Raw genomic sequence first — 23,383 nt, forward strand, 5'->3', positions numbered from 1 at the left:
ATTCCGAGATCCGAAATCACTCTACCATTTCAGCCTGTTCAGCACGTTGATGTCTATCGAATTGGTATTCCGGTATATCATTACAATAATGGCCAGTCCCACCGCAACTTCCGCGGCGGCCAATGCCATAATAAAAAATACGAAAACCTGTCCGCTGGCGTCACCACGATAAACCGAGAAGGCAGTAAGCAACAGGTTCACCGCGTTAAGCATCAACTCAACCGACATAAATATTACGATAGCATTACGGCGTATCAGTACCCCCATTACACCTATCGAAAAAATAATGGCGCTTAATAATATGTAGTGATTAAGCGGTACCGCGTGTAAGGTATTTGTTAAACTTTCCATTATGTGGTTTTAGGGTCTTTAGTAGCCAGCAAAACAGCACCCACCATTGCCGATAGCAGCAATACAGACGATACTTCAAATGGCAGTAAAAATTCATTAAACAATACTTTACCCAGGTTTTTCACCAGGCCGAGATCGGGATTTTTTAAGATTACCGGGTTTGATGTGGCTATCAGCTTTAATGATGATGCCAAAGCAACCACCAAAATGCCACCACCAAATACACCCGCTATTTTCACCATAAAAGGCTTAACCGGTTCGCTTTCTTTATTCAGGTTGATGAGCATCAGCGTGTACAGGAACAATACCAGGATAGCCCCCATGTACACAATAAAATTAACAACGGCCAGGAACTGGGCATTCAATAAAATATAGTGAATGGTGAATGTAAAAAAGGTAAGTATCAGGTAAAGGATACTATGTACCGGGTTTTTGGCCGAGATAACCAGTATCGAAAAGAATATGGACAAAAACGCGATGAAGTAAAATGTACTCATGTTTATATTTACAAAATACCCTTGCCCGCTCAAAGAGTTGGGCAAAGGTATAAAACTTCTTTATTGATTTAAGGGGGCCTCTACTAATTTGTCTTTACCGTAAATAAAATCCTTCCTCAAATAGTCGGCAGGCACAATATCTCCATCAAGGTAAATAGCTTCTTTAGGGCAAGCCTCTTCGCACAGTCCACAGAAAATGCAGCGCAGCATATTTATTTCATAAACAGCGGCATACTTTTCTTCACGATATAAGTTCTCCTCGCCTGGCTGGCGCTCTGCTGCCGTCATGGTGATAGCTTCGGCCGGGCACGAAAGTGCGCACAGCCCGCAGGCGGTGCAACGCTCTTTACCGTTCTCATCACGTTTCAGAGAGTGCATACCACGAAAATTCTCAGAAAATTCGCGCTTCTCTTCCGGATAACTGATCGTAACCGGTTTCCTGAAAAAGTGCTTCATGGTAGTAGCCAGGCCACTAACAATAGCCGGTAGATAAGCACGCTCCATAAAATTGAGCGGCTTTACTTCCAGTACTTTTTTCTTATTACTTAATGATTCCATTTCAATTAATATCCAAAGTGTGTAAGTAGTGTACTACCTATACCGGTAAGCACAATGTTGGCAATGGCCAATGGTATCAATATTTTCCAGCCCAGATCCATCAACTGGTCATAGCGGAAACGCGGGATAGTCCAGCGAACCCACATGAAAAAGAAGATGAACATGAATATTTTGATAAAGAAAATCCCCATACCAATAAGCGGACCTATAGTTGGGCCGGTATGAGCAAGCACCCAGTCCATTCCCGGATAGTTATAGCCACCCCAGTACAAGGTAGCCATAACGGCCGATGAGATAAACATGTTGATATACTCTGCAAACAGGTAAAACCCCAGTTTCATAGAAGAGTACTCGGTATGATAACCACCCACTAACTCTGTTTCGCACTCGGGTAAGTCAAACGGTGTACGGTTAGTTTCGGCAAAGGCACATACCAAAAACAAAATAAAGCCAAACGGCTGACGCCAAACATTCCAGGCAAAACCATGCTGCTGAATGGCGATCTCTTTTAAGCTCAGCGTACCGGTTAACATCAGTAAAGCGATGATGGATAAGCCCATCGAAATTTCATAGCTGATATTTTGTGATGCCGCACGGATAGCGCCAAGCAATGAATATTTATTGTTTGATGCCCAGCCGCCTATCATTACGCCATATACACCTAATGATACCACACCAAAAATGTATAGGATACCTACGTTGATATCCGTAACCTGCAGATCAAATGTACGGCCACCTATAGTGATAGCCTGTCCCCACGGGATAACCGCCGAGCCGATGCATGCTGTTAATATAGCTAACGATGGCCCTACAATAAACAGGAAACCTGTAGCGTTGGTTGGGATGATCTCTTCTTTCAAAAACATTTTGCCTCCATCAGCCAGGGGTTGTAAAATACCCCACGGACCCGCGCGATTAGGGCCAATTCTGTCCTGGAAAAACGCGGCCACCTTACGCTCGGCATAAGTAGAGTACATGGCCACAACAAGACTGATAGCGAAGATGACCACTATCAATACAATCCTAAATATTAAGTCGGCAGTTTCCATTATAAACGGGTGTCCCTTTCAAATTGTTCTTTATTCGCTTCCATCAATACCGGGTTGGTTTTAACCACCGGCAGCGGTGTAAATTCATAGTGATTTGAGCTGATCACCGATTTATGTGATATCTTGCGCGGACCTTCGATAACCCAGTCGGCTGTTTTCTTTTTATCAAAACGGCAGGTATTGCAAATAAACTCCTCTACCTCGCCATAAACATCTTTACGGCCGGTTACCCTGATCACGTCCTCGCCCTTGTACCACAAAGTTGTTTTACCACAGCATTTATCGCAATCACGATGCGCGTCAACAGGTTTGGTGAACCATACCCTGTTTTTAAAGCGGAAAGTTTTATCGGTTAACGCGCCTACCGGACAAACGTCGATCACGTTGCCGGAGAAATCATTATCGATAGCTTTTGATATATAGGTAGAGATCTCGGAATGATCGCCCCTGTTCAGGATACCATGTAAACGAGTATTGGTGATCTGATCGGCAGTGAATACACAACGGTAGCAAAGGATGCAACGGGTCATGTGCAGCTGGATCTTATCGCCAATATCAATTTTTTCAAATGTACGACGGTCAAACTCGTAGCGGGTTTTAGCCGCGCCATGCTCAAAGCCAAGATCCTGCAGATGACATTCGCCAGCCTGATCACATACCGGGCAATCCAGCGGGTGATTAATCAACAACATTTCCACCACACCTTTACGAGCCTCGATCACTTCGGGCGAGGTAATATTCTGCACTTCCATGCCATCCATTACCGTGGTACGGCATGAGGCTACCAGTTTAGGCATAGGGCGCGGATCTTTTTCAGAGCCTTTGCTTACCTTAACCAAACAGGTGCGGCATTTACCACCACTGCCTTCCAGCTTGGAGTAATAGCACATTGCAGGCGGAACAATATCGCCCCCGATCTGCCTTGCGGCATTCAGGATAGTTGTTCCCGGTTCTACTTCAACGGGAATCCCGTCTATGGTTACTTTCATTGACATTTTATATAACGTCCTTGTATAAACTCTAAATTCTAATTTCTAAACTCTAAGGTTTAGAAACCTATCTTTATTCTTTGATATGTCATTGCGAGCGTAGCGTGGCAATCTCTTCAACTTGTATGCGAGGAGATTGCTTCGTTCCTCGCAATGACATATTTTATTTAAGCTGTAGCTGATTCCAGTTTCGGCAACGGATCTGCGTAATGTGCTAAACCGTAATTCCTTGTTGTTGCTTCTGAAGCATTAGTTACGTGCCATTCAAACTCATCCCTGAAGTGGCGGATAGCGCTGGCCACCGGCCATGCTGCTGCATCGCCCAGCGGACAAATCGTATTCCCTTCAATTTTTTTTGAGATATCAACCAGCAGGTCCATATCACTTTGTTTACCATGACCGTACTCTAAACGGTGTAATACTTTTTCCATCCACCCGGTACCTTCACGGCAAGGCGAACATTGTCCGCAGCTTTCATGGTGATAAAAACGGGCGAAATTCCAGGTATTGCGAACGATACAGGCATCCTCGTCATAAGCTATAAAGCCACCGGAACCTAACATAGTACCGCTCACAAAACCACCATCGCTCAATGATTCATAGCTCATCAGGCGCGGCTCATTGTTCACCGTTTTCAGGATAAGATTGGCTGGTAAAATAGGTACCGATGAACCACCGGCGACAACCGCTTTCAGGCGTTTGCCATTGGCAATACCACCGCAATATTCATCAGAATATATAAATTCTTCAACCGGTAAACCCAGGTCAATTTCATAAACGCCAGGCTTTTTCAGGTTACCACCGGCTGATATCAGCTTGGTACCTGTGCTGCGGCCGATACCCAGTTTAGCATATTCGTCGCCGCCTTCGTTGATGATAGGTACTACTGCAGCAATGGATTCTACGTTGTTTACCACCGTTGGGCAACCATATAAACCTGCAATAGCCGGGAATGGTGGTTTAATACGCGGGTTACCACGCTTGCCTTCCAGTGATTCCAGTAAAGCGGTTTCTTCGCCGCAAATGTAGGCACCGCCGCCTGGCTGTACATAAAGCTCCAGATCATAACCTGAGCCCAAAATATTTTTACCTAAAAAGCCTTTTGCTTTTGCTTCGGCGATAGCTTTTTCCAGGATCCTGATCTGCGGCATCATTTCGCCGCGAACATAGATGAACGAAGTATTGGCACCCAGTGCAAAGCTCGATACGATCATCCCCTCAATTAATAAGTGAGGAATGTAGGTCATCAGGTAGCGGTCTTTAAAAGTACCGGGTTCAGACTCATCGGCATTACAAACCAGATAACGTGCTACACCTTCGGGCTTGGCCAAAAAGCTCCACTTCATACCGGTTGGGAAACCTGCGCCGCCCCGACCACGTAATCCGGACTTCTTTACCTCTTCCACAATCGCATCTGGCGACATGGTTTTGATAGCTTTTTCAACAGAAGCGTAACCACCCTTGGAGCGGTAAACATCAAAGGTATTGATGCCGGGTACGTTTATATGTTCTAATAATAATTTGCGACCCATTTGTTTAAATTCTAATCTCTAAATTCTAAAAGCTAAATACTAATCTCTAAATTCTAAACTCTAATTACTAAATTCTAAAACCAGATTTTTAGTCTTTAATCCTTTGTCTTTAAATCCTTAATCTCTTTTTCCTGCTTTTAAATCGCCTATCAGTTTATCAACAGAATCATTGGTCAGGTTTTCATAAAAAGTGTATTCCGGACCGATCTGTAAAACCGGGCCAAAGCCGCAGGCTGCCAAACACTCTACACCGCGCCAGCTAAACAGGCCATCGGCAGTAACTTCGCCTTCTTTTACACCCAGCTTTTGCTCAATATGATCCATGATCTTTTCGGCGCCTACAAGGCAGCAACCGCTGGTACGGCAAACCTCCAGTACATATTTACCCTGCGGGCGTAAAAAGTACATAGTATAAAATGAAGCTACTTCGTATACTTCAATAGGTAATATATCCAGGTAAGCAGCTACTTTATCCATTGCAGGCACGCTCACCCAGCCAAACTCCGCCTGTACCAGGTGCAGTATCGGCAATAAGCCCGATTTTTGTTTTCCCTGCGGATAACGGCTTACGATATCGTCAAATTTACTGATCAGTTCCGGCGAAAAATCAACCGGTACCTGAGTATCTTCCACTTTAAGCATCTAACTCTCCGGCTATAACGTTTAAACTACTCATGTTAATAATAGCGTCTGATAATAACATACCACGGCTCATGGGCGCATACATTTGGTAATTGATAAAACTTGGTCTGCGGAAATGCAAACGGTATGGGCTGCGTCCGCCATCATTCACCAGGTAAAAGCCAAGCTCACCATTGGCGCCTTCTACCGAATGATATACCTCAGTATTCGGGGTTGGAATTTCGCCCATCACTATTTTAAAGTGATAGATGAGTGCTTCCATGTTATTATAAACTTCCTCTTTTGGAGGCAGGTAAAACTCTGGCACATCGGCATGGAAAATGTCTGATGGCTCTTTTTCCAGTTTTACCAGGGCCTGCTCTATAATGCGCAGACTCTGCCACATCTCTTCGTTACGTACCAAAAAGCGGCTGTAAACATCGCCATTGGTACCTACGGGCACTTCAAAATCAAAATCTTCGTATGATGAGTAGGGGTTCATGGCCCTTACGTCATAATCAACACCGGCTGCACGCAGTAACGGACCTGTCCAGCTGTAGCTTAACGCGGTTTCGGCGGTAACGGCAGCCACATCTTTGGTGCGGTCAACAAAAATACGGTTACGGTTAAACAGCGATTCAAACTCTTTGAGTGTAACCGGGAAATTCTTCAGGAAGGCACGCAGCTTAGCAAAAGCGATGGTATTGAAGTTACGCTCAAAGCCGCCTATGCGGCCAATATTGGTAGTGAGGCGCGATCCGCAGATCTCCTCATATATTTCATAAATAGACTCGCGATGCTCCATCATATACAGGAAACCTGTAAACGCGCCGGTATCTACACCCAATACACCGTTGCAGATGATGTGGTCTGAGATGCGGGCCAATTCCATGATGATCACTCTCAGATAATCCACACGTTTTGGGGTTTGAATGCCCAACAGCTTTTCAACCGTCATGTGCCAGCCCATATTGTTAATGGGCGATGAGCAATAGTTTAAACGGTCGGTAAGCGGGGTTATCTGATAAAATGGTCTGTGTTCAGCAATTTTTTCAAACGCTCGGTGTATATAACCAATAGTTGATACGCCGCTTACAATTCTTTCACCGTCAAGCTGCAGCACGTTCTGGAACACACCATGCGTTGCAGGGTGCGTTGGCCCCAGGTTTAGGGTCGAAAGCTCGTTTTGCGGATCGTTGTCTGTATATACAGGATGATTTTGCATCAGTATAGTTGTTTAGTCAGTATCGAGTAGTTAGTATCAAGTATCAAGACTATTGCCGTGTACTTTTTGAGTATTTCAGAAATCTTGATACTTGATACTAACCACTTGATACCAAATTCTATATATGTTATCTTCCGAAGAAGTAATCCTTTTTATCAACACGGTTTGGATCCTCCAACGGAAATTCTTTTCGCATCGGGAAAGCCGTCATGTCGTCAACATTCAATATACGGCGCAGGTCGGGGTGGCCGTCAAATATAACCCCAAAAAAGTCATACGTTTCGCGCTCCATCCAGTTGGCGCCTTCCCACACTGTAGTAGCCGTAGGAATGTGTACATCGCCATCGGCTAAAAACACTTTAATGCGGATACGGGTATTGGTGGTTAAACTGTGCAGGTGATAAATAATACCAATCTGCTTTTCCTGCTCCGGGTAATGTATAGCGGTAATATCTGTTAAAAATATAAACCGGAGAGCATCGTCGGTCTTTAAAAAGGTTAACAGATCAATGATCTGCTCGCGGCCGGTTTCCACGGTAAGTAAACCATAAGGCTCACCCACAAGGGTTACCTGCTGGTCAAACTTTTCAGCAATTCTTTTTAAGAGCTCTTCGTTAGGGATCTGGGCCATTATTGGATTCCGTATTTAGCTAACAATTCCTGGTACTTAGGTTCGTTCCTTCTGCGAAGCGATTCTGTTTGTACCAGTTTTTGAATATTTATAAAGCCATCAATAATAGCTTCGGGGCGTGGCGGACAACCGGGCACATAAACGTCAACCGGTATCACTTCATCAATACCCTGTAAAACGGAGTACGTATCAAATATACCACCGCTTGATGCACAGGCACCAACAGCCATCACCCAACGGGGTTCGGCCATTTGCAGATATACCTGCCTTAATACAGGAGCCATTTTTTTGGCAATAGTACCCATTACCATCAACAGATCGGCCTGGCGTGGCGAAAAGCTTAAACGCTCGGCACCAAACCTCGAAAGGTCATAATGAGAGGCCATAGTTGCCATGAATTCGATACCACAGCACGAGGTGGCAAATGGCAGCGGCCATAATGAATTTGAGCGTGCTATACCTATTACTTTATCAAGCGAGGTAGCAAAAAATCCGGCGCCTTCTACTCCAGCAGGAGCGTCAACTAATTGAATATCACTCATTGAACTATTTTAATAGAAATCCATTATCCGGAAAAGACGGATAATGAGGGCAAATTTACAATAATAACCATGTAAAAAGTACACGATGGCTACCCTGAAGCCATATTTAGAATCGTTCTAAAAAAGCCCTTAGGTCTTTTTTGATGTGCGGATATGCAGATTTCAAATGTGCAGATGATTATGTCTGAACCAGAATTAATAGAATTTAAGAATTAACGGAATCCTATCATCCGCATATTTGCACATCTATCATCTGCACATCTAAACTTAATCCCAGTCTAAAGCTTTCTTTTTTATTACGTATATAAAACCTAATAAAAGCGTGGCCATGAAAATGAACATTTCGACCATGCCCTTGGCGCCCATTGCCTTGAAATTAACTGCCCAGGGATACATAAATATTACTTCCACATCAAACAGTACAAACAATATGGCTACCAGGAAATATTTAATGGATATGGGGGTACGGGCGTTACCCACTACCTCAATCCCCGATTCAAAGGGGGTCAGCTTGTCCTTAGTTTTACGTTTAGGACCAATTTTATGCGTTACAAACATGGTGGTTACCACAAACCCTAAAGCCACTAACATTTGGATAATGATGGGCAAATAATTAAGCGGTGTACTTTGTAATTCCATGCTGCAAATATACTAATGGAAGCATAATAAAAAAGGCCTCTTTTACAAGAGGCCTTTTTATTTTTAAGCTTTAAGCAAGAAGTGATAACACCCCTGTATAGCAAAACATTATTTGCCTTTACTGGCTCCGCCTTTACGAGCAAAGAAAGCGACCACCTGCTTATTAGTAGGGTCGTTGTCTCTGGCTTTGGTATAATTATCAGTGGCTTTGGTCAAGTCTTTTTCCTTAAACTCGGCATAATTGGCCAAATAAACATAAGCTTCGGCTAAATTCTTTTTGCCCCTATCATCGGGTGCACCTTTAGCATTTAATAATTCAATGAATTTTTCGTAAAATGGCTTTGCAAAACCTTCGATATTATTCCGGTCTTTTTCTTTTAAATCAGCAACCCGGGCACGATACAGGTAAGCATCAGGAGTATTTGGACTCTTTTGCATAACATAACTGAAAGCCGAATCCGCTTTTGTCAATAATGAATCAGCATTAGGTTTCTTTGAATCATAACCAAAGTAGTAGCTTATTCCCTCGTAGAAATAGTCGGTAAGCTTTACATTATGCCCCCCCTTTTCTGTTACCAGTTTGTAAGCATCCCCAGCCTGAACATACTTTTTCTGTCCATACAAGGATTTGGCAATTTCCCCATAAACATCTGTCTGGGTTGAATCAAGAGCCAATGCTTTCTTCAGCGTATTAATACCTACCGAATCCTGACCACCGCACATTTGTAAACGGCCCAGGTATAAATAATCACGTGGCAGGATACGTTTAGGATCGGCTTTCTGGAACCAGGTGTTCATCGCGGTTAAACCGGCAGGGCAATCCTTATTCTCATAAGCTGCATAAGCCAGGTAACGGTATGCTCTCGCATTGGTATTTGCTGATTTTGAAAGATCAGCTGCTACTTGCTGCAGCGTTTTATAATCACCGGCCAACAGCAAGAAGTCGGCATAACGCATTTGCGATTCAATAGAAAGATCTGTTAAGCTTAAATACTTTTTATATTCTTCGGTAGCTTGTTTAATTTTAGCAGATGCCATTTTAGGATCTGTAAATGACCAACGAAGGTCTGTTTCGGCCCATTCGCGGTAAGCCGGACCATAATTAGGGTCGATAGCTAAGGCATCTTGAAATTGCTTTTCAGAATCCTCAAAGTTATTGGCAAATTGCCATAAAACACCTGTAGCTACTTTTGCTGCCGGATTTTTTGGATCGATGGTTGACGCATCAGAGTAAGCCTGGTAAGCTTCGTTGCTCTTTAATTGTGAGCGGTAAGCATTACCCAGGGTAATTAATAATTCCGCGTCTTTAGGATTTACTGCTTTACCTTTTTGTAAAACGGCTATCGCTGCATTAGCATCAGCCGGCGCTACTTTTGCACCAGGTGCAACCAATAAATAAGCTTCGCCTACATACTGATATGGTTTTGAGCTTTTACCAGCCAGTGCAATGGCCTGGTTAAAGTTGTTGGTTGCTCCGGTGTTATCCTTATCTAAACGGGCGGCAGCGCCTAAACCAGCGTAATTTAAAGCTGATTTGGAATTTACAGCAATACCTTTATTAAAAGCTGCTTTTGCAGAGTCGGCATAATCTTGTTTAATATACACCCAACCCAGGTAAAAAAAGTTCTCATCCTTATCGGCCTGAGTGGTCGTAAGGTTTTTTAGCATCGATTTAGCTTTCTGATACTGTTCGGCGTCAATAGCTTTTTTGGCGTCGGCTAGACTTTGCGCAAAAACTGATGAACCTCCTAATAACAGTCCTAATGATGCCGTGGCTATTTTACTGATCATTTTCATCTTTAATTAAAATTTATTTTTTATACTAATCTCTCTCGTTGGTATAGAATCGGGCAACAGGCCTGATTTTAATATGATACGCTGGCCTGGCTGACTGCCCAAAAATTTAGCGAAACCCATGCCCAGGCCTACCTTGCTTGTACAATTGATTATATAAAGCCCTCTGCTTAAAGGATACTGTTTTAAGACAAGCGTTTCTTGTGAGGGTTTAAAATAAGTGTCCGGGTATTGTTTATTTGACTCATCCCTGACACCCACTATCTTAACCTTTTCCACATATCCGGCATAATCCTTATCCGGGTCATTAAGCCAGCTAAAACCGGTTATGCCCAAAGCGTCAGGATGCTCGCTCACATATTTTAAAACCTCTTTATTTGATTTAAGGGCATAAATATTTTTCTGTGTAAATCCTTTGCTTCCGGTAAAGTCCTTCAAATACCTTACCAAACTTGAATTCGGGTTATCAAAAACAATAGTTCTGTTTAAATCGCCCTGTCCGGTGAGCAGTTTTTTCAATTGCCCTACAGTAATGGTGGTATCATTAGAGGCGGTGTTTACGATGAGCGCTACAGCATCAATTGCAAAGCGTACCGTTTCTGCAGATAATGTCCTTTTAGTGATCACGGCGCGTTCGTCGGCTGTAAGATCGCGCGATAATATCGCTACGCGCACGCTATCGTTTAGCAAAGCATTTACGGCTTCGTTCTCCGTTTTATATAAAATATTGATTTTGGCATTGGGAGTTAAATTGGAATAAACATATAACTCCTGATCTAAGATGGGTGAAAAAGAAGCATCGGCCGCAAAAGTTGCTGTACCCGATTTAGCGTCATTATCAACAGTATATTTTGAGGTTTTTTGTTTACAGGCCTGTAAGCCTGCTATTAAAAACAATGCGAAAAATAAAAGTTTACTCTTAAAATTAATCTTCATACTGATCCTTCTTAAACAACCTCGAAAACCGCAGAATGGAATAGGCAATAACAAAGCCGCCAAAAAGCAGACGCTGATATCGCGGTAACTGTAGGGGCAGCTGATCCCAAAACATGATCATTAAGCCTAAAACGACAAAACAAACAAAGGTGACAGCGCCTATAATAAACAAAAACCGCCTTTTGGGCGATTTTTGTTCTTTATTAAAATTAAGTGGCATTATTCGCTCGCTAACGTAAAGCTGATTGGAACGCTATATTGTACACGTACCGGACGACCATTTTGTATACCTGGTTTCCATTTCGGTGAGTTTTTCAATACACGAACCGCTTCCTCATCGCAACCGCTTCCGATACCTCTTGTAACCTTAATATCGGTTAAAGAGCCATCTTTTTCAACTACGAAGGTAACAATTACACGGCCTTGAGTTCCGTTTTCACGGGCAACAGCCGGGTAACGGATAGCTTTACCCAAATAGGCGCCGAATTTATCCAAACCTCCCGGGAATTCCGGAACCTGCTCTACCGAAGTAAAGATCTGGTTAGGGTCTGCCTCTACTACTTGTTTAACATCCGAGTTACCTACCGGCTCATCAATTCTGATGTCGGCGTTAGGGTCACCTTTTTGGTCCTTCTGACCAGGATCGGCAACAGCAAGTTCTTTTATTGTTGGTGGATCCTTCTCCTTAACCTCGTTATCTGGTTTCACAACCGGAGGTGGGAAACGTACCTGGTCAACCTTTGGTTTTGGTGGTTCAGGTGGCGGCGGAGGTGGTTTTTTGGTTTGATCCACGGGTGGTGGAGGTAACAGCACTACGTCTGTTATCTTCACTTTTTGATCAGCTTTAGGGATAAGTCCCTGAATCCTGTTGATGATAGTAGGTAAAGCAACAACAAATACAAACACGATGATTGCTATAATAAGCGCTCTCGATGTATTTTTGGAGTTATCCCTTCTCAGCTCATAAGCCCCGTAAGACTTATTTCTGCTACTAAAAACAACGTCGATCCATTTCTGATCTAATATGTCTAATTTCGATCCAAACATCTTTTAAGATTTAATGGGTATTAATAACGTTATTTTAAATTATTTATTACTGGTATAAACCGTCTTTTTTAAGTAGATCGATCTCAACTGGTGAAATATCAACTATACCATAACTGTCGATATTGGTGATATTCATCTCATCAAGCGCGGCAACTACATTTTTGTATGTTGATTTATCACTTGGCTTAATTACAACAAATATGGCTTTACCTGTTTTTTCCAAAACTTCCTTCTTTTTTTCTAAAAGGGTTTTGCGCAAACCGTCTTTGCTGTAATTATCAATGGTTGGTGCTGATTTACCAGGTTCACCAAGGTACCACTCCAGCTTATCGCCACTGCCCAATAATAGGGTTAGTGAACGTGAAGCCGCAATAGCCAATTGGTCTTTGGTTTTTTCATCTTTATCGGGCATTGCAAGGTCCATCGCTTTTGGCTTGGCCAATGTGGTTGTCATGATAAAGAAAGTGATCAGCAAGAAAGCCAGGTCAACCATCGCTGTTAAATCTACGCGGGTGGATTGCTTTTTACTGCGAACCTTGCCACCCTTATGCTTGCCTCCCCCGGAGGTATCTAATTCTGCCATGATCTTTTATTTTTTAGGAGCAGTACCACCGCCGCCTAAGTTTGTTATTAAACTAAACTTGTTAACCTTTTGCTTTTGCAAAATGCCTATAACATCCTTAATAACCGGATATTCCTCTTTGCTGTCACCTTTTATAGCTATACGCAACTGCACATTGTGCAATGCCACAGTAGCTTTACGGGCTTCACGGATCCAGTTAAATAATTCGTTACTTACAGAATCGCGGGGGATACCTGGTTTGTTATATTTTTTTTGATCATCAGCTGATAATGCAATAAACTGATGTATTTGGTTAAAGGGAACGCCTATTGATGTAATAGTAGAAAACCTGTTTAACTCATCGGGGGTAAACGTTGTTTTATAAAGTTCGCCCATTTGAGTTAAGGTTTGCTTACGCAGATCAACACCCTCCATTCCAAAAAATGCTTTCTGTGAACCCACAGAAATAGTAGCGAAGTCATTCTCCGGAATCGGCTGTTGTATCGATGATTTTGGCACATCGATAGGAACCGGGTCCTCGGTACGTACTTTCGCGGTCATGATAAAGAAAGTAAGCAGCAGGAAGGCCACGTCGCACATGGCGGTCATGTCAATCGCTGTACTCTTTCTTGGAACTTTTATCCTTGCCATATTTGATTTTTTTTAAAATATATAGAATTCAATAATTATAACATCCACGCATTATTCCTGGTTATATTATATAGGACAAATGGAGGGACGAAAGCTAATTAACCTATATATTTATTATCTGTTGGCATTTTTGTGTGATGCAGCAAATGTTTGTACAATGCTGAATCCGGCTTCGTCAATGGCGTAAGTTAACTTGTCAATTTTTGATGTAAATACGTTGTACATTACGATAGACAGTGCAGAAGTACTGATACCGAATGCCGTATTGATCAAAGCTTCAGAAATGTGTGAAGATAGTTCGATCTGGTTTGGTACACCTGATACCGCTAATGAAGAGAAGGCCTTGATCATACCTACAACCGTACCTAACAGACCGGTTAATGTACCGATAGATACCAAAGTAGCGATGATAGTTAAGTTTTGCTCTAACATTGGCATTTCCAAAGCAGTTGCTTCTTCAATATCTTTTTGGATAGCCAAAGTTTTTTGGTCAACGTCAAGGTTTGGTTCAGCTTCCATTTCAGCGTATTTTTTCAATGCTGATTTGATAACGTTTGCTACAGAACCTTTTTGTTTGTCGCATTCTGCTGATGCAGCCTGGATGTTACCGGCATTCAGTTGTGATTGGATCTTTCTAACAAAAGCATCTACACTGCCTGTACCAGAAGCTTTTCCGATTACTACGAAACGCTCGATAGAGAAAACGATAACCATTAACAAAAACGCCATGATCACCGGCACGATTACACCACCGCTATATACTGTTCCGAAAATATCTACTGGAAAAGCAGTTTTGTCGCCGCCTTTGAAGTGGCTTGGATCGCCCAGAACAAATATGAAAATAAGCGTAGTAACAATCAGGCAGATTGGAATAGTTAAGGATGCAAACAAGCCAGATGCACTTGAGCTTTCTTTGTTAACAGGAGTAGTTGGTTTTGTTGGTGCGTTTGCCATTACTTTTAAATTTTAGTTTTAGTTTTTGTTTATATTATAAGTTTGTTAAATGTGCTTTTAATTTGCGAATAACAAAAATAGAATTTTAATGAAATAAAAAAATCTTTTATGTTATTCTTTACAATTTTTTAATACCGAATTACATTTCGTGCCTAATTGGTCATTATTAACGTAACAATGCTTGAATATTGTGTGTTGCCACGACAATTATTTGCAATGAAAACCATTTTTTTTTAGATTATCAAGCATTAACTGATAAAAATTGTGTTATTAATATGTTACAATATTGGTTTTAAAGCCATTTCATAGCGGCCGGGAGTAGTATAACGCCAAAAGTTTTTTTTTATTTTAGTGTACGTTATACGCTTAGCTATTTTATTATCCGGCGTATATACCTTTATTATCCTCCTGCCTTTTTTGCCTTGTATCCATCGGTTTGCAGCAGGGTTAATATTTTATCCCTGAAATCGCCCTGTATCAGTATCTCATTATCTTTTACGGAACCGCCTACCCCGCATTTTGTTTTTAGCTTCTTGCCGATAAGTTCCAGATCGGCATCGGTACCGATAAAACCGGTAATCCGGGTAACCAGTTTACTGCCACCCTTACGGTCAAGATAAATTTTAAGGTTTTGCTGCTGTGGGGGCAATGTTTGCGCGGCGTCTCCTCCGTTTTCCTGGTACTGAAAATCAGGATCTGTTGAGTATACTACCCCGGTGAAATTTTTCTTAGCCATAACATTTTTTTGGAGCGTGAGCGGGGAGCGTGTGCCGGAACTGAATACTTTGAAATCAGACACCCGCACCCCGCACCCGCTCTCTTTACTTAATTCTTTTTATACGTTGGGCCTACAATAACTTTTAATGAACTGGGCACTATATTAATATGTATAGCTGTACCCATTACCTGCGGCTCGCCGTCAAGATGTATGGGTCCTTCGGTTTGGCGGGTTACGTTAATCTGCTTACCGCGTATAATTTCAACATAACTGGTACTCTCTGATGTTTTGGTCAGCATCCGGATACCCATTTCCGGGAAACGCCATAACGGGAACTTCCTGATCAAACAGATATCGAGCAAACCATCTTGCACGGATGCCTTGGGCGATATATGCGCGTTATTACCATACTGCGATGAATTGGCAATGCTCAGCATAAACGCTTTACGCTCATAAACCTTGCCATCAATTTCAATATGATATTGCTGTTCATCATAGGTGGATATTTCCTCTATAGATGATTTGATATAGGATACAAAGCCGCGCTTTTTGCCGTGCGAAAACACCTCGCTGATGTGCGCGTCAAAACCCATACCCGCCATATTAAAAAATGGCTGGCCATTCACTGTACCCGAATCAATACTTTCCATATGACCTTCTACCAAAGCCCGTATGGCCTGATTGGGATTCATGGGGATGCCCAAAAAACGAGCCAGGCCATTGCCCGATCCGTAGGGCACTATGCCCAGGGCCGTACCACTGCCTACAATTGCCGATGCTATTTCATTTACTGTACCATCGCCGCCAACAGCCACAATCATATCGTATTTACCTACCGCTTCCAGTGCAATGATGCGCGCGTGCGATACACCATCACTAAAAACAACGGTTGCGTCAAACACTGCCTTATCAATATTTTGATCAATAAGGTCAGGCACCCCGTCCTTCTTCTTCCCACCCGATATAGGGTTTATTATAAATAACGCTTTACGTTTCAATTATCTGTATTATTTCAGCTTCAAAAACTCTAAACTTTAAATTCTAAATCCGAAACTCTAAATTCTAAAAGGCGTAGCCCTCTTTAAACTAACAACGGTTAAAAATCCGAAATTGAACATCCGAATTCCGAAATCAATTATTTCAGCCCCCAAAAGTAAATGTATTTTCGGCTTTGTGAAATTTGTTTTATTTTTACCACCCGAAAGTGGACTGATTTAATTGCCCGTTAATTGACGGATTGGATTGCAACCACGTAAAAAAGTGCTAAAACCAACGCTTCTTTTTACCTCGATCCGTTAAAACTCGCTCCTTTCGGCTTTATTAATTAAATCTTTTATCAAACTTATATGCCATACTTATTTACCTCTGAATCCGTATCAGAAGGACATCCGGATAAAGTTGCAGACCAAATATCAGATGCCCTCATCGACCATTTTCTGGCGTTCGACGAAAATTCAAAAGTTGCCTGTGAAACTCTGGTAACCACCGGACAGGTAATTTTAGCCGGCGAGGTAAAATCAAAAGCTTATTTAGATGTACAAAAAATTGCCCGCGAGGTGATTAATAAAATTGGTTACACCAAAGGAGAATATATGTTTGATGGCAGCTCCTGCGGCGTATTATCGGCCATTCACGAGCAATCGCCCGATATTAACCAGGGTGTCGACCGTCAGGCCAAGGAAGAGCAGGGCGCCGGCGACCAGGGTATGATGTTTGGTTATGCCACTGTGGAAACCGACAATTATATGCCCTTGGCATTGGATATTGCCCACGCGCTTTTAATTGAGCTGGCAGCTATCCGCCGCGAAAATACCGAGATTAAATACCTGAGGCCCGATGCCAAATCGCAGGTAACTTTAGAGTACAGCGACGACAACAAACCGCAACGCATCGACGCCATTGTAATATCAACCCAGCATGATGATTTTGATGAGGAAGGTGCTATGCTGGCCAAGATCAAACAGGATATCATCAGTATCCTGATCCCGCGTGTTGAAGCTAAATATCCAAAATACGCCCATTTCTTTAATGACCAGATCAAGTATCACATCAATCCAACCGGTAAATTCGTTATCGGCGGGCCGCATGGCGATACCGGCTTAACCGGTCGTAAGATCATCGTGGATACTTATGGTGGTAAAGGCGCGCATGGTGGCGGTGCTTTCTCGGGTAAAGATCCTTCAAAGGTTGATCGTTCGGCGGCTTATGCAACCCGCCACATCGCCAAAAACCTGGTAGCTGCCGGTGTTTGCGACGAAGTACTGGTACAGGTTTCCTACGCTATTGGCGTAGCACAGCCCATGGGTATCTACGTAAACACTTATGGCACAGCCAAAGTAAACCTGCACGATGGAGAGATAGCCCAAAAAGTAGAAGAAGTGTTTAACATGACCCCATACGCTATTGAAACCCGTTTTAAACTGCGCAACCCTATTTACAGCGAAACCGCGGCTTACGGTCACTTTGGCAAACCAAGCGAAACGGTAACCAAAACATTCATTGCCCATGACGGCAGCGAACTGAAACGCGAAGTAGAGCTGTTTACCTGGGAAAAACTGGACTATGTTGACAAAGTAAAACAGGCTTTCGGTTTGTAAGATTCATTATATACCAATATTTAAATAGCGATGAGTAAATACTCATCGCTATTTTTGTTTTATACTTATACGGGTTTAGATGAATATAAAATGACGAAATTGATCATAATCATATAAGCCCCAATAACTGACAGCAATGAGTAACAATTCAGCAGAAGAATATTTAGAACGAGCTATAGAATTTGGAGAACAAGGACAAACAGATGGCGCGATAACGGCATATCAACAAGCTATCTGTTTAGAGCCTGAGTGGTCAGTTCCTCATTATAATTTAGGATTACTGTACAAGTATCAGTGCAACTGGCAACTGTCCTATCAGCATAATCAAAAAGCCGTGGAGCTTGACCCGACTAATGAAGCTGCCTGGTGGAATTTAGGCATTGCTGCTACCGTATTGCTCGATTGGCGAACAGCAAGAGAGGCCTGGAATAAATTTGGGCTTAGCCTGGAAATTAATAATGAAGAACCCGATTTAGATTTAGCCAATGTCCCTATAAGATTAAACCCGGATGATGAAGGAGAAGTAGTATGGTGCAGGCGAATAGATCCGGCAAGAACAGTTATTCTTAATGTGCCTTTAGCCACTTGTGGACATAGATACGGCGATATAGTACTTAATGATGGCGCTCCACAGGGTTATCGTATCCATAACGGAAATGAAGTCCCTGTGTTTAATGAGTTACAATTGTTAACAAGATCAACCTATAGCACCTACTCCATAATGGCTTATACAGATGATCAGGGGCATATTGATAAACTCGAAGAGCTTTGCCATAAAGTAAACGTAGAGTTTGAAGACTGGTCATCGTCAATCACAATGCTATGTAAGCAATGCAGCGAAGGCATACCCCATGAAAATCATGACCATGACTTAAAAGAGGGTTGTGCAAGCGAACGTAACATTGGTCTTGCCTCCAAAAATAAAGACGCTGTGATTCTGGCACTGGCCGATTGGTGCACCATAACACATTGTAAGCATTCGGAGTTAATATTAGCGCTTGAATAAACAACTATTGTACTTGTCCCACAATAAGCACTCGTTGCAAACGAGCGCAAGGTTGAGACTGCGGCATGTAGAGACGCATTACATGCGTCTACCCCACTTCCTTTTTACCATTTGGTAATTTCCCCTTACCTTTTCTGCCCGAAATTTGTTATAACAAAAACAAAAGAAAAAAATGTCAAGGATATTCATAACAGGATCGGCGGATGGGCTTGGGCAAATGGCCGCTCAATTGCTGGTTAAAGCCGGGCATTCGGTAGTATTGCATGCCCGTAACGAACAAAGGGCCCGGGAGGCTTTGGCTGCTGTGCCGGGTGCAGAAATCGCGCTAAGCGGCGACCTGTCCAGCATCCAGGAAACCATTACCCTGGCCGAAAAGGCAAACAATCTGGGCTTGTTCGATGCCGTTATCCATAACGCTGCCGTTGGCTATACCGAGCGGCGGCGCATAGAAACGGTTGACGGCCTATCCCATGTTTTCGCGGTGAACAGTTTGGCGCCTTACCTATTAACCGCATTGATCCATCGGCCCAAACGGTTGATATATCTCAGTTCGGGTCTGCACCGTAGCGGGGATGCCTCCTTGCGCGACCTCAGCTGGACAGATCGCCGATGGAACGGCTTTAGCGCCTATGCCGATTCCAAATTGCATAATGTGATACTGGCCTTTGCCGCGGCCCGCAAGTGGCCCAGCGTATTTTCAAACGCTTTGGAACCTGGTTGGGTGGCCACCAAAATGGGCGGTCCCGGTGCGCCTGATAGCTTGGCGGATGCGCCTAAAACACAAGTATGGCTGGCCACCAGTAATGAAGCACGGGCTATGGTATCAGGCGAATATTTTTACCATATGCAGCCGCGCCAGTTCCTGTCGGCTGCTGCTGACCCAGCGGTGCAGGAAAAATTTATAGCTGAATGTGCCCGCATATCAGGCATTCAATTCCCGGCACCATGATTGCCCGTTAAAAAATGACAATACGTAAAGAAGATTTTACCGTTTTGTTAAGCATTCTATCAGTTTTGTTTACGAAACTTTGCACCATATTTAAATCAACATATACCCATGAATACAACAAAAATAGGATGGATAGGTCTTGGCAATATGGGTATCCCCATGTCGCAGCAACTAATCAATGCCGGTTATCAGGTAACCGTTTACAATCGCAGTAAAGTAAAAGAGGCAGCATTGAAAGCAATGGGGGCGGCTGTAGCATCAACACCCAAAGAATTGATACAGCAAAATGAGGTGGTTTTCATCATGGTTTCCAACGACGAAGCCATCAGTGATATATTTAACGGCAAGGATGGCTTACTAAACGCCAAAGTTAAAGGCAGGATCATCATCAACATGAGCACGGTATCGCCTGCTATCAGCAAAGAAATGGCCGCTTTGTGCCGCGAACAAGGCAGCGACTACCTGGATGCACCCGTATCGGGCAGTGTAAAACAGGCCCAGGATGGCACGCTGGTGATCATGGCGGGTGGTACATTGGCCACATTTGAAAAAACTAAACCCATACTGGAAAAATTGGGCAAAATGGTTTTGCTGGTGGGCGAAACCGGGGCGGGCAACAGCGCCAAGCTGGCCATCAATACCTTATTAAGCTTCCATGCCCAGGGTTTGGCCGAAACAGTGCTGTTCGCGCAGCAAAACGATATCAAAACCGAGGATATGCTCACCATTATTAATAACAGCGCCCTGGGCAACGTTTTTGCTAAAATAAAAGGCGATGCTATTTTGAACGATAATTATAAAGCAGCCTTCGCGCTGAAGCATATTGCCAAGGACCTGCGCCTGGCCAAAGCCGAAGGCCTGAATTCCCCCCTGGCTAAAATAGCTTACCAAACTTTCCAGGAAGCCGAAGCCCAGCATGGCGAAGAAGATGTGATAGCGGTGATTAAACAAATTGGGAAATAGTTGGCACGGGACTCGGTCCGCGCCTGTAATAACAGCCTGGTTATCTTTTTGCAGATAACCGGGCTGTTCAGTTAGGACCAACACAAGGCCAAAAATCGACCGTTTGGTATGCTTATTTAACAGTCAATAAATAATACTTTTTAAAATTTCAAAAACTGCTCAAAACTGTATTGAAGTTTGTTAAAAGCATTAAAATGCAGCTGTTTCAACTGATTTTCGTGCCATTTTAAGCCAATTTCAATCGAAAAATTGTTAAAATTCAAGCTTTAAAAAGTTTCATCCTTTACACTTTACCAAATACCACAATGCCGTTATGCCCGCCGAAACCAAAGGTATTGCTCATGGTTAAATTTACCGAATGACTAATCGGCTCCCCTAAAACAATGTTCATGCTGTCGGGTACGGCGGAGTCGAGCTCGGTAGTATTGATGGTGGGTGGTATCAGACTGTCGCGCATGGCCAGCAGGCAGATAATAGCCTCAATGGCTCCTGCCGCACCCAGCAAATGACCAGTCATGGATTTGGTAGCGCTGATCTGTATATTGTTCTTTTCATTTTTGGTTAGTACCTGTATAGCTTTCAGTTCAGACAAGTCGCCGACCGGTGTTGATGTAGCGTGCATGTTCACATAATCAACATCGAAAACGGAAACACCTGCTTCTTCCAGGGCCAGCTGCATCCCTTTGGCTGCGCCAAGTCCTTCTGGGTGGGTAGCCGTCATATGGTAGGCATCGGCGGTCATGGCGGCGCCTCGCACTTCGCCATAAATATGGGCGCCCCGCTTTACAGCATGTTCATATTCTTCCAGAACCAGTGCACCGGCGCCTTCGCCCATGATAAAACCATCGCGGTGCGTATCAAACGGCCGGGAAGCACCCTCCGGGTCATTGTTCCTTGTAGACATGGCCTTCATCGAGCTAAAACCGCCAAATGACGCGGGCGTAATAGGAGCCTCAGAGCCGCCGGTAATGATCACTCTGGCCTTCCCTAACCTAATGTAGTTAAAAGCGTCCATAATGGCTGTATTTGACGTAGCACAGGCCGATACAGTGGTATAGTTAATGCCCATATAACCATGACGGATAGAGATCATGCCGGAGGCCATATTAGTAATGAGTTTGGGTACAAAAAACGGGCTAAAACGAGGATGACCATCGCCCAAGGTATACTCACGAACCTGCTCTTCAAAGGTTTCCATACCGCCCTGACCTGATCCCCAGATCACACCAACGTCGAAAGGATCCATCTTGTTCAGGTCAAAACCGGAATCTTTGATGGCCTCGTCTGATGCTACCAGGGCGTATTGGGTAAAAGGATCAGTACGCTTAAGATCGGCCCTGTCCAGGAAATCGGCCGCGTTAAAATCTTTCAGCTCGCAGGCAAACTGCGTGCGGAACAAAGTGGGATCAAAATGGGTGATGCGTGCAGCAGCGCTTTTGCCCGCCACTACGTTTTTCCAAAAATCTTTTACTTGGTTGCCCATAGGGGTTAACGCCCCCAGGCCGGTTACCACTACTCGTTTTAACATGGTTGTAAACTTTAAATAAAAATTTGGCAAAAGTAATTATAAAAATACCGGATGGTATATTGATAATGTAAATATTTTTTGTTGACTGGTTAAGCGTTTTTACCAAATGGTAAGTGGATGCGCCTGTAACCTGCAGACCTTTGGGGTATTAAATAATTTATATCATGAACGCACAAAATCAAAACAGTAAGCTACAAGATAAACGAATCATATTAATGGGTGGTACATCAGGCATCGGTTTAGCCACCGCCAAAGCAGCATCAGTAGAAGGAGCTAATGTAGTAATAGTATCAAGCAGCCAGCAACGCGTAGACAGCGCCCTGGCCGAACTGCCGGAAAGTGCAAAAGGCTACGCGATTGATCTGAGCAAGGAGCAAAACATCAAGAACTTTTTTGATGGCATAGGCAATTTTGACCACCTGGTATATACCGCCGCCGAAAACATCAGCTTAATTTATGTGAACGAATTGGACCTGGAAGAAGCGCGCAACTATTTTAACCTGCGTTACTGGGGCGCGCTGGCATCGGTAAAATACGCGGCTCCGCACATCAATAAGGGCGGTTCTATTTCCTTAATGAGCGGTATTGCTAATCCCCGCCCGGGATCGGGTTGGTTGCTGGGGGCAAGTATCTGCGGCGCCATAGAGGGTTTAACCCGCGCTATGGCTGTTGAACTGGCACCTGTACGTGTAAACGCGGTTTCGGCAGGTGTTGTGAAAACTAATCTATGGAACAGCATCCCCGAAGCTGATCGCGAAGCTTATTACAAGACCATTGGCGACGCGCTGCTGGTAAAACGCGTTGGTGAAGCCGATGACATCGCCCAGGCATTTACCTATCTCATGAAACAACAGTTTACCACCGGGCAGATACTCATCACCGATGGCGGCACTGTGTTGGTTTAATAGCTTACTGCCAGTTAAGAAAGATTAAGACTTACAAAGTTTTAAAAACTTTGTAAGTCTGCATTTCAGGAGATAGTAAACTGACATTATCTGTGTAATATTGTCCCGGTCTCAGAAACGGACCGTTTTATATTTATCG

Annotated in this window: 25 protein-coding genes; 5 read left to right on the forward strand and 20 right to left on the reverse strand. The window is 43.4% G+C overall.

What is annotated here, in order from left to right:
* Positions 1-21 precede the first annotated feature (21 nt).
* The 19 genes from nuoK to ACNURT_RS25135 form a co-directional block, all read right to left on the reverse strand.
* Positions 22-351: an NADH-quinone oxidoreductase subunit NuoK gene (gene nuoK / locus ACNURT_RS25045; RefSeq protein WP_370997105.1), complete on the reverse strand. Its 330-nt coding sequence runs from the start codon at positions 349-351 to the stop codon at positions 22-24.
* Positions 351-848 (reverse strand): NADH-quinone oxidoreductase subunit J, encoded by a 498-nt coding sequence (locus ACNURT_RS25050; protein WP_370997104.1) that lies wholly within the window; start codon positions 846-848, stop codon positions 351-353. Before ACNURT_RS25050 ends, nuoK begins: the two co-directional genes overlap by 1 nt.
* 60 nt (positions 849-908) lie before the next feature.
* Positions 909-1,406 carry a NuoI/complex I 23 kDa subunit family protein gene (locus ACNURT_RS25055; protein ID WP_419699959.1) on the reverse strand — a complete coding sequence of 166 codons (498 nt, stop codon included), beginning with the start codon at positions 1,404-1,406 and terminating at the stop codon, positions 909-911.
* 5 nt (positions 1,407-1,411) lie between these two features.
* Complete coding sequence (nuoH, locus tag ACNURT_RS25060) at positions 1,412-2,455, reverse strand: NADH-quinone oxidoreductase subunit NuoH (RefSeq protein ID WP_419699960.1); 1,044 nt, start codon at positions 2,453-2,455, stop codon at positions 1,412-1,414.
* Complete coding sequence (locus tag ACNURT_RS25065; protein ID WP_419699961.1) at positions 2,455-3,444, reverse strand: 2Fe-2S iron-sulfur cluster-binding protein; 990 nt, start codon at positions 3,442-3,444, stop codon at positions 2,455-2,457. The genes nuoH and ACNURT_RS25065 overlap by 1 nt, the downstream gene beginning before the upstream one ends.
* Positions 3,445-3,611: 167 nt before the next feature.
* Positions 3,612-4,976 (reverse strand): NADH-quinone oxidoreductase subunit NuoF, encoded by a 1,365-nt coding sequence (nuoF, locus tag ACNURT_RS25070; RefSeq protein WP_370997101.1) that lies wholly within the window; start codon positions 4,974-4,976, stop codon positions 3,612-3,614.
* Positions 4,977-5,093: 117 nt separating this feature from the next.
* Positions 5,094-5,618 carry an NADH-quinone oxidoreductase subunit NuoE gene (gene nuoE / locus ACNURT_RS25075; protein ID WP_419699962.1) on the reverse strand — a complete coding sequence of 175 codons (525 nt, stop codon included), beginning with the start codon at positions 5,616-5,618 and terminating at the stop codon, positions 5,094-5,096.
* Positions 5,611-6,822 (reverse strand): NADH-quinone oxidoreductase subunit D, encoded by a 1,212-nt coding sequence (locus ACNURT_RS25080; RefSeq protein WP_370997099.1) that lies wholly within the window; start codon positions 6,820-6,822, stop codon positions 5,611-5,613. Before ACNURT_RS25080 ends, nuoE begins: the two co-directional genes overlap by 8 nt.
* Positions 6,823-6,949: 127 nt before the next feature.
* On the reverse strand, positions 6,950-7,453 hold the full coding sequence (locus ACNURT_RS25085; RefSeq protein WP_166091090.1) for an NADH-quinone oxidoreductase subunit C: 504 nt from the start codon (positions 7,451-7,453) through the stop codon (positions 6,950-6,952).
* Complete coding sequence (locus ACNURT_RS25090) at positions 7,453-7,995, reverse strand: NADH-quinone oxidoreductase subunit B (protein ID WP_076375850.1); 543 nt, start codon at positions 7,993-7,995, stop codon at positions 7,453-7,455. The genes ACNURT_RS25085 and ACNURT_RS25090 overlap by 1 nt, the downstream gene beginning before the upstream one ends.
* A gap of 267 nt (positions 7,996-8,262) precedes the next feature.
* The gene (locus ACNURT_RS25095; RefSeq protein WP_370997098.1) at positions 8,263-8,634 is read right to left on the reverse strand and encodes an NADH-quinone oxidoreductase subunit A; all 372 of its coding nucleotides are present in this window, start codon (positions 8,632-8,634) and stop codon (positions 8,263-8,265) included.
* 108 nt (positions 8,635-8,742) lie between these two features.
* On the reverse strand, positions 8,743-10,431 hold the full coding sequence (locus ACNURT_RS25100; RefSeq protein ID WP_419699963.1) for a tetratricopeptide repeat protein: 1,689 nt from the start codon (positions 10,429-10,431) through the stop codon (positions 8,743-8,745).
* A 6-nt stretch (positions 10,432-10,437) separates the two neighbouring features.
* The gene (locus ACNURT_RS25105; RefSeq protein WP_419699964.1) at positions 10,438-11,364 is read right to left on the reverse strand and encodes a PstS family phosphate ABC transporter substrate-binding protein; all 927 of its coding nucleotides are present in this window, start codon (positions 11,362-11,364) and stop codon (positions 10,438-10,440) included.
* A gap of 219 nt (positions 11,365-11,583) precedes the next feature.
* Complete coding sequence (locus ACNURT_RS25110) at positions 11,584-12,411, reverse strand: energy transducer TonB (RefSeq protein ID WP_370997094.1); 828 nt, start codon at positions 12,409-12,411, stop codon at positions 11,584-11,586.
* A 46-nt stretch (positions 12,412-12,457) separates the two neighbouring features.
* Entirely contained in the window at positions 12,458-12,994 is a 537-nt protein-coding gene (locus ACNURT_RS25115; protein WP_370997093.1) for an ExbD/TolR family protein, read from the reverse strand.
* Between the two features lie 6 nt (positions 12,995-13,000).
* Positions 13,001-13,624, reverse strand: a complete 624-nt coding sequence (locus ACNURT_RS25120) for an ExbD/TolR family protein (RefSeq protein ID WP_419699965.1) — start codon at positions 13,622-13,624, stop codon at positions 13,001-13,003.
* 114 nt (positions 13,625-13,738) lie between these two features.
* Complete coding sequence (locus tag ACNURT_RS25125; protein WP_419699966.1) at positions 13,739-14,578, reverse strand: MotA/TolQ/ExbB proton channel family protein; 840 nt, start codon at positions 14,576-14,578, stop codon at positions 13,739-13,741.
* A gap of 400 nt (positions 14,579-14,978) precedes the next feature.
* On the reverse strand, positions 14,979-15,314 hold the full coding sequence (locus tag ACNURT_RS25130) for a translation initiation factor (RefSeq protein WP_419699967.1): 336 nt from the start codon (positions 15,312-15,314) through the stop codon (positions 14,979-14,981).
* An 89-nt stretch (positions 15,315-15,403) separates the two neighbouring features.
* Positions 15,404-16,294, reverse strand: a complete 891-nt coding sequence (locus ACNURT_RS25135) for a diacylglycerol/lipid kinase family protein (protein ID WP_419699968.1) — start codon at positions 16,292-16,294, stop codon at positions 15,404-15,406.
* Positions 16,295-16,642: 348 nt separating this feature from the next.
* Between ACNURT_RS25135 and metK the strand changes: the two genes are divergently transcribed.
* The 4 genes from metK to ACNURT_RS25155 all read left to right on the forward strand — a co-directional run bounded on the left by metK (position 16,643) and on the right by ACNURT_RS25155 (position 20,811).
* On the forward strand, positions 16,643-17,893 hold the full coding sequence (gene metK / locus ACNURT_RS25140; protein WP_419699969.1) for a methionine adenosyltransferase: 1,251 nt from the start codon (positions 16,643-16,645) through the stop codon (positions 17,891-17,893).
* 136 nt (positions 17,894-18,029) lie between these two features.
* Positions 18,030-18,899 carry a tetratricopeptide repeat protein gene (locus ACNURT_RS25145; RefSeq protein ID WP_419699970.1) on the forward strand — a complete coding sequence of 290 codons (870 nt, stop codon included), beginning with the start codon at positions 18,030-18,032 and terminating at the stop codon, positions 18,897-18,899.
* A gap of 172 nt (positions 18,900-19,071) precedes the next feature.
* On the forward strand, positions 19,072-19,848 hold the full coding sequence (locus ACNURT_RS25150; protein ID WP_419699971.1) for an SDR family NAD(P)-dependent oxidoreductase: 777 nt from the start codon (positions 19,072-19,074) through the stop codon (positions 19,846-19,848).
* A gap of 108 nt (positions 19,849-19,956) precedes the next feature.
* Positions 19,957-20,811 carry an NAD(P)-dependent oxidoreductase gene (locus tag ACNURT_RS25155; RefSeq protein WP_419699972.1) on the forward strand — a complete coding sequence of 285 codons (855 nt, stop codon included), beginning with the start codon at positions 19,957-19,959 and terminating at the stop codon, positions 20,809-20,811.
* Positions 20,812-21,094: 283 nt separating this feature from the next.
* Here the strand turns inward: ACNURT_RS25155 and fabF are convergent, their stop codons facing one another.
* Positions 21,095-22,339 (reverse strand): beta-ketoacyl-ACP synthase II, encoded by a 1,245-nt coding sequence (gene fabF / locus ACNURT_RS25160; protein WP_419699973.1) that lies wholly within the window; start codon positions 22,337-22,339, stop codon positions 21,095-21,097.
* A 164-nt stretch (positions 22,340-22,503) separates the two neighbouring features.
* Between fabF and ACNURT_RS25165 the strand changes: the two genes are divergently transcribed.
* Positions 22,504-23,244 carry an SDR family oxidoreductase gene (locus ACNURT_RS25165; protein ID WP_419699974.1) on the forward strand — a complete coding sequence of 247 codons (741 nt, stop codon included), beginning with the start codon at positions 22,504-22,506 and terminating at the stop codon, positions 23,242-23,244.
* The last annotated feature ends 139 nt before the right edge of the window (positions 23,245-23,383 follow it).

This window comes from Mucilaginibacter sp. NFX135, from assembly GCF_048565145.1.
Taxonomy (GTDB): domain Bacteria; phylum Bacteroidota; class Bacteroidia; order Sphingobacteriales; family Sphingobacteriaceae; genus Mucilaginibacter.

Coding starts and splice junctions, on each gene's coding strand:
- nuoK (WP_370997105.1), bottom strand. CDS start 351: ATGGAAAGTTTAACAAATACCTTACACGCGGTACCGCTTAATCACTAC.
- ACNURT_RS25050 (WP_370997104.1), bottom strand. CDS start 848: ATGAGTACATTTTACTTCATCGCGTTTTTGTCCATATTCTTTTCGATA.
- ACNURT_RS25055 (WP_419699959.1), bottom strand. CDS start 1,406: ATGGAATCATTAAGTAATAAGAAAAAAGTACTGGAAGTAAAGCCGCTC.
- nuoH (WP_419699960.1), bottom strand. CDS start 2,455: ATGGAAACTGCCGACTTAATATTTAGGATTGTATTGATAGTGGTCATC.
- ACNURT_RS25065 (WP_419699961.1), bottom strand. CDS start 3,444: ATGAAAGTAACCATAGACGGGATTCCCGTTGAAGTAGAACCGGGAACA.
- nuoF (WP_370997101.1), bottom strand. CDS start 4,976: ATGGGTCGCAAATTATTATTAGAACATATAAACGTACCCGGCATCAAT.
- nuoE (WP_419699962.1), bottom strand. CDS start 5,618: ATGCTTAAAGTGGAAGATACTCAGGTACCGGTTGATTTTTCGCCGGAA.
- ACNURT_RS25080 (WP_370997099.1), bottom strand. CDS start 6,822: ATGCAAAATCATCCTGTATATACAGACAACGATCCGCAAAACGAGCTT.
- ACNURT_RS25085 (WP_166091090.1), bottom strand. CDS start 7,453: ATGGCCCAGATCCCTAACGAAGAGCTCTTAAAAAGAATTGCTGAAAAG.
- ACNURT_RS25090 (WP_076375850.1), bottom strand. CDS start 7,995: ATGAGTGATATTCAATTAGTTGACGCTCCTGCTGGAGTAGAAGGCGCC.
- ACNURT_RS25095 (WP_370997098.1), bottom strand. CDS start 8,634: ATGGAATTACAAAGTACACCGCTTAATTATTTGCCCATCATTATCCAA.
- ACNURT_RS25100 (WP_419699963.1), bottom strand. CDS start 10,431: ATGAAAATGATCAGTAAAATAGCCACGGCATCATTAGGACTGTTATTA.
- ACNURT_RS25105 (WP_419699964.1), bottom strand. CDS start 11,364: ATGAAGATTAATTTTAAGAGTAAACTTTTATTTTTCGCATTGTTTTTA.
- ACNURT_RS25110 (WP_370997094.1), bottom strand. CDS start 12,411: ATGTTTGGATCGAAATTAGACATATTAGATCAGAAATGGATCGACGTT.
- ACNURT_RS25115 (WP_370997093.1), bottom strand. CDS start 12,994: ATGGCAGAATTAGATACCTCCGGGGGAGGCAAGCATAAGGGTGGCAAG.
- ACNURT_RS25120 (WP_419699965.1), bottom strand. CDS start 13,624: ATGGCAAGGATAAAAGTTCCAAGAAAGAGTACAGCGATTGACATGACC.
- ACNURT_RS25125 (WP_419699966.1), bottom strand. CDS start 14,578: ATGGCAAACGCACCAACAAAACCAACTACTCCTGTTAACAAAGAAAGC.
- ACNURT_RS25130 (WP_419699967.1), bottom strand. CDS start 15,314: ATGGCTAAGAAAAATTTCACCGGGGTAGTATACTCAACAGATCCTGAT.
- metK (WP_419699969.1), top strand. CDS start 16,643: ATGCCATACTTATTTACCTCTGAATCCGTATCAGAAGGACATCCGGAT.
- ACNURT_RS25145 (WP_419699970.1), top strand. CDS start 18,030: ATGAGTAACAATTCAGCAGAAGAATATTTAGAACGAGCTATAGAATTT.
- ACNURT_RS25150 (WP_419699971.1), top strand. CDS start 19,072: ATGTCAAGGATATTCATAACAGGATCGGCGGATGGGCTTGGGCAAATG.
- ACNURT_RS25155 (WP_419699972.1), top strand. CDS start 19,957: ATGAATACAACAAAAATAGGATGGATAGGTCTTGGCAATATGGGTATC.
- fabF (WP_419699973.1), bottom strand. CDS start 22,339: ATGTTAAAACGAGTAGTGGTAACCGGCCTGGGGGCGTTAACCCCTATG.
- ACNURT_RS25165 (WP_419699974.1), top strand. CDS start 22,504: ATGAACGCACAAAATCAAAACAGTAAGCTACAAGATAAACGAATCATA.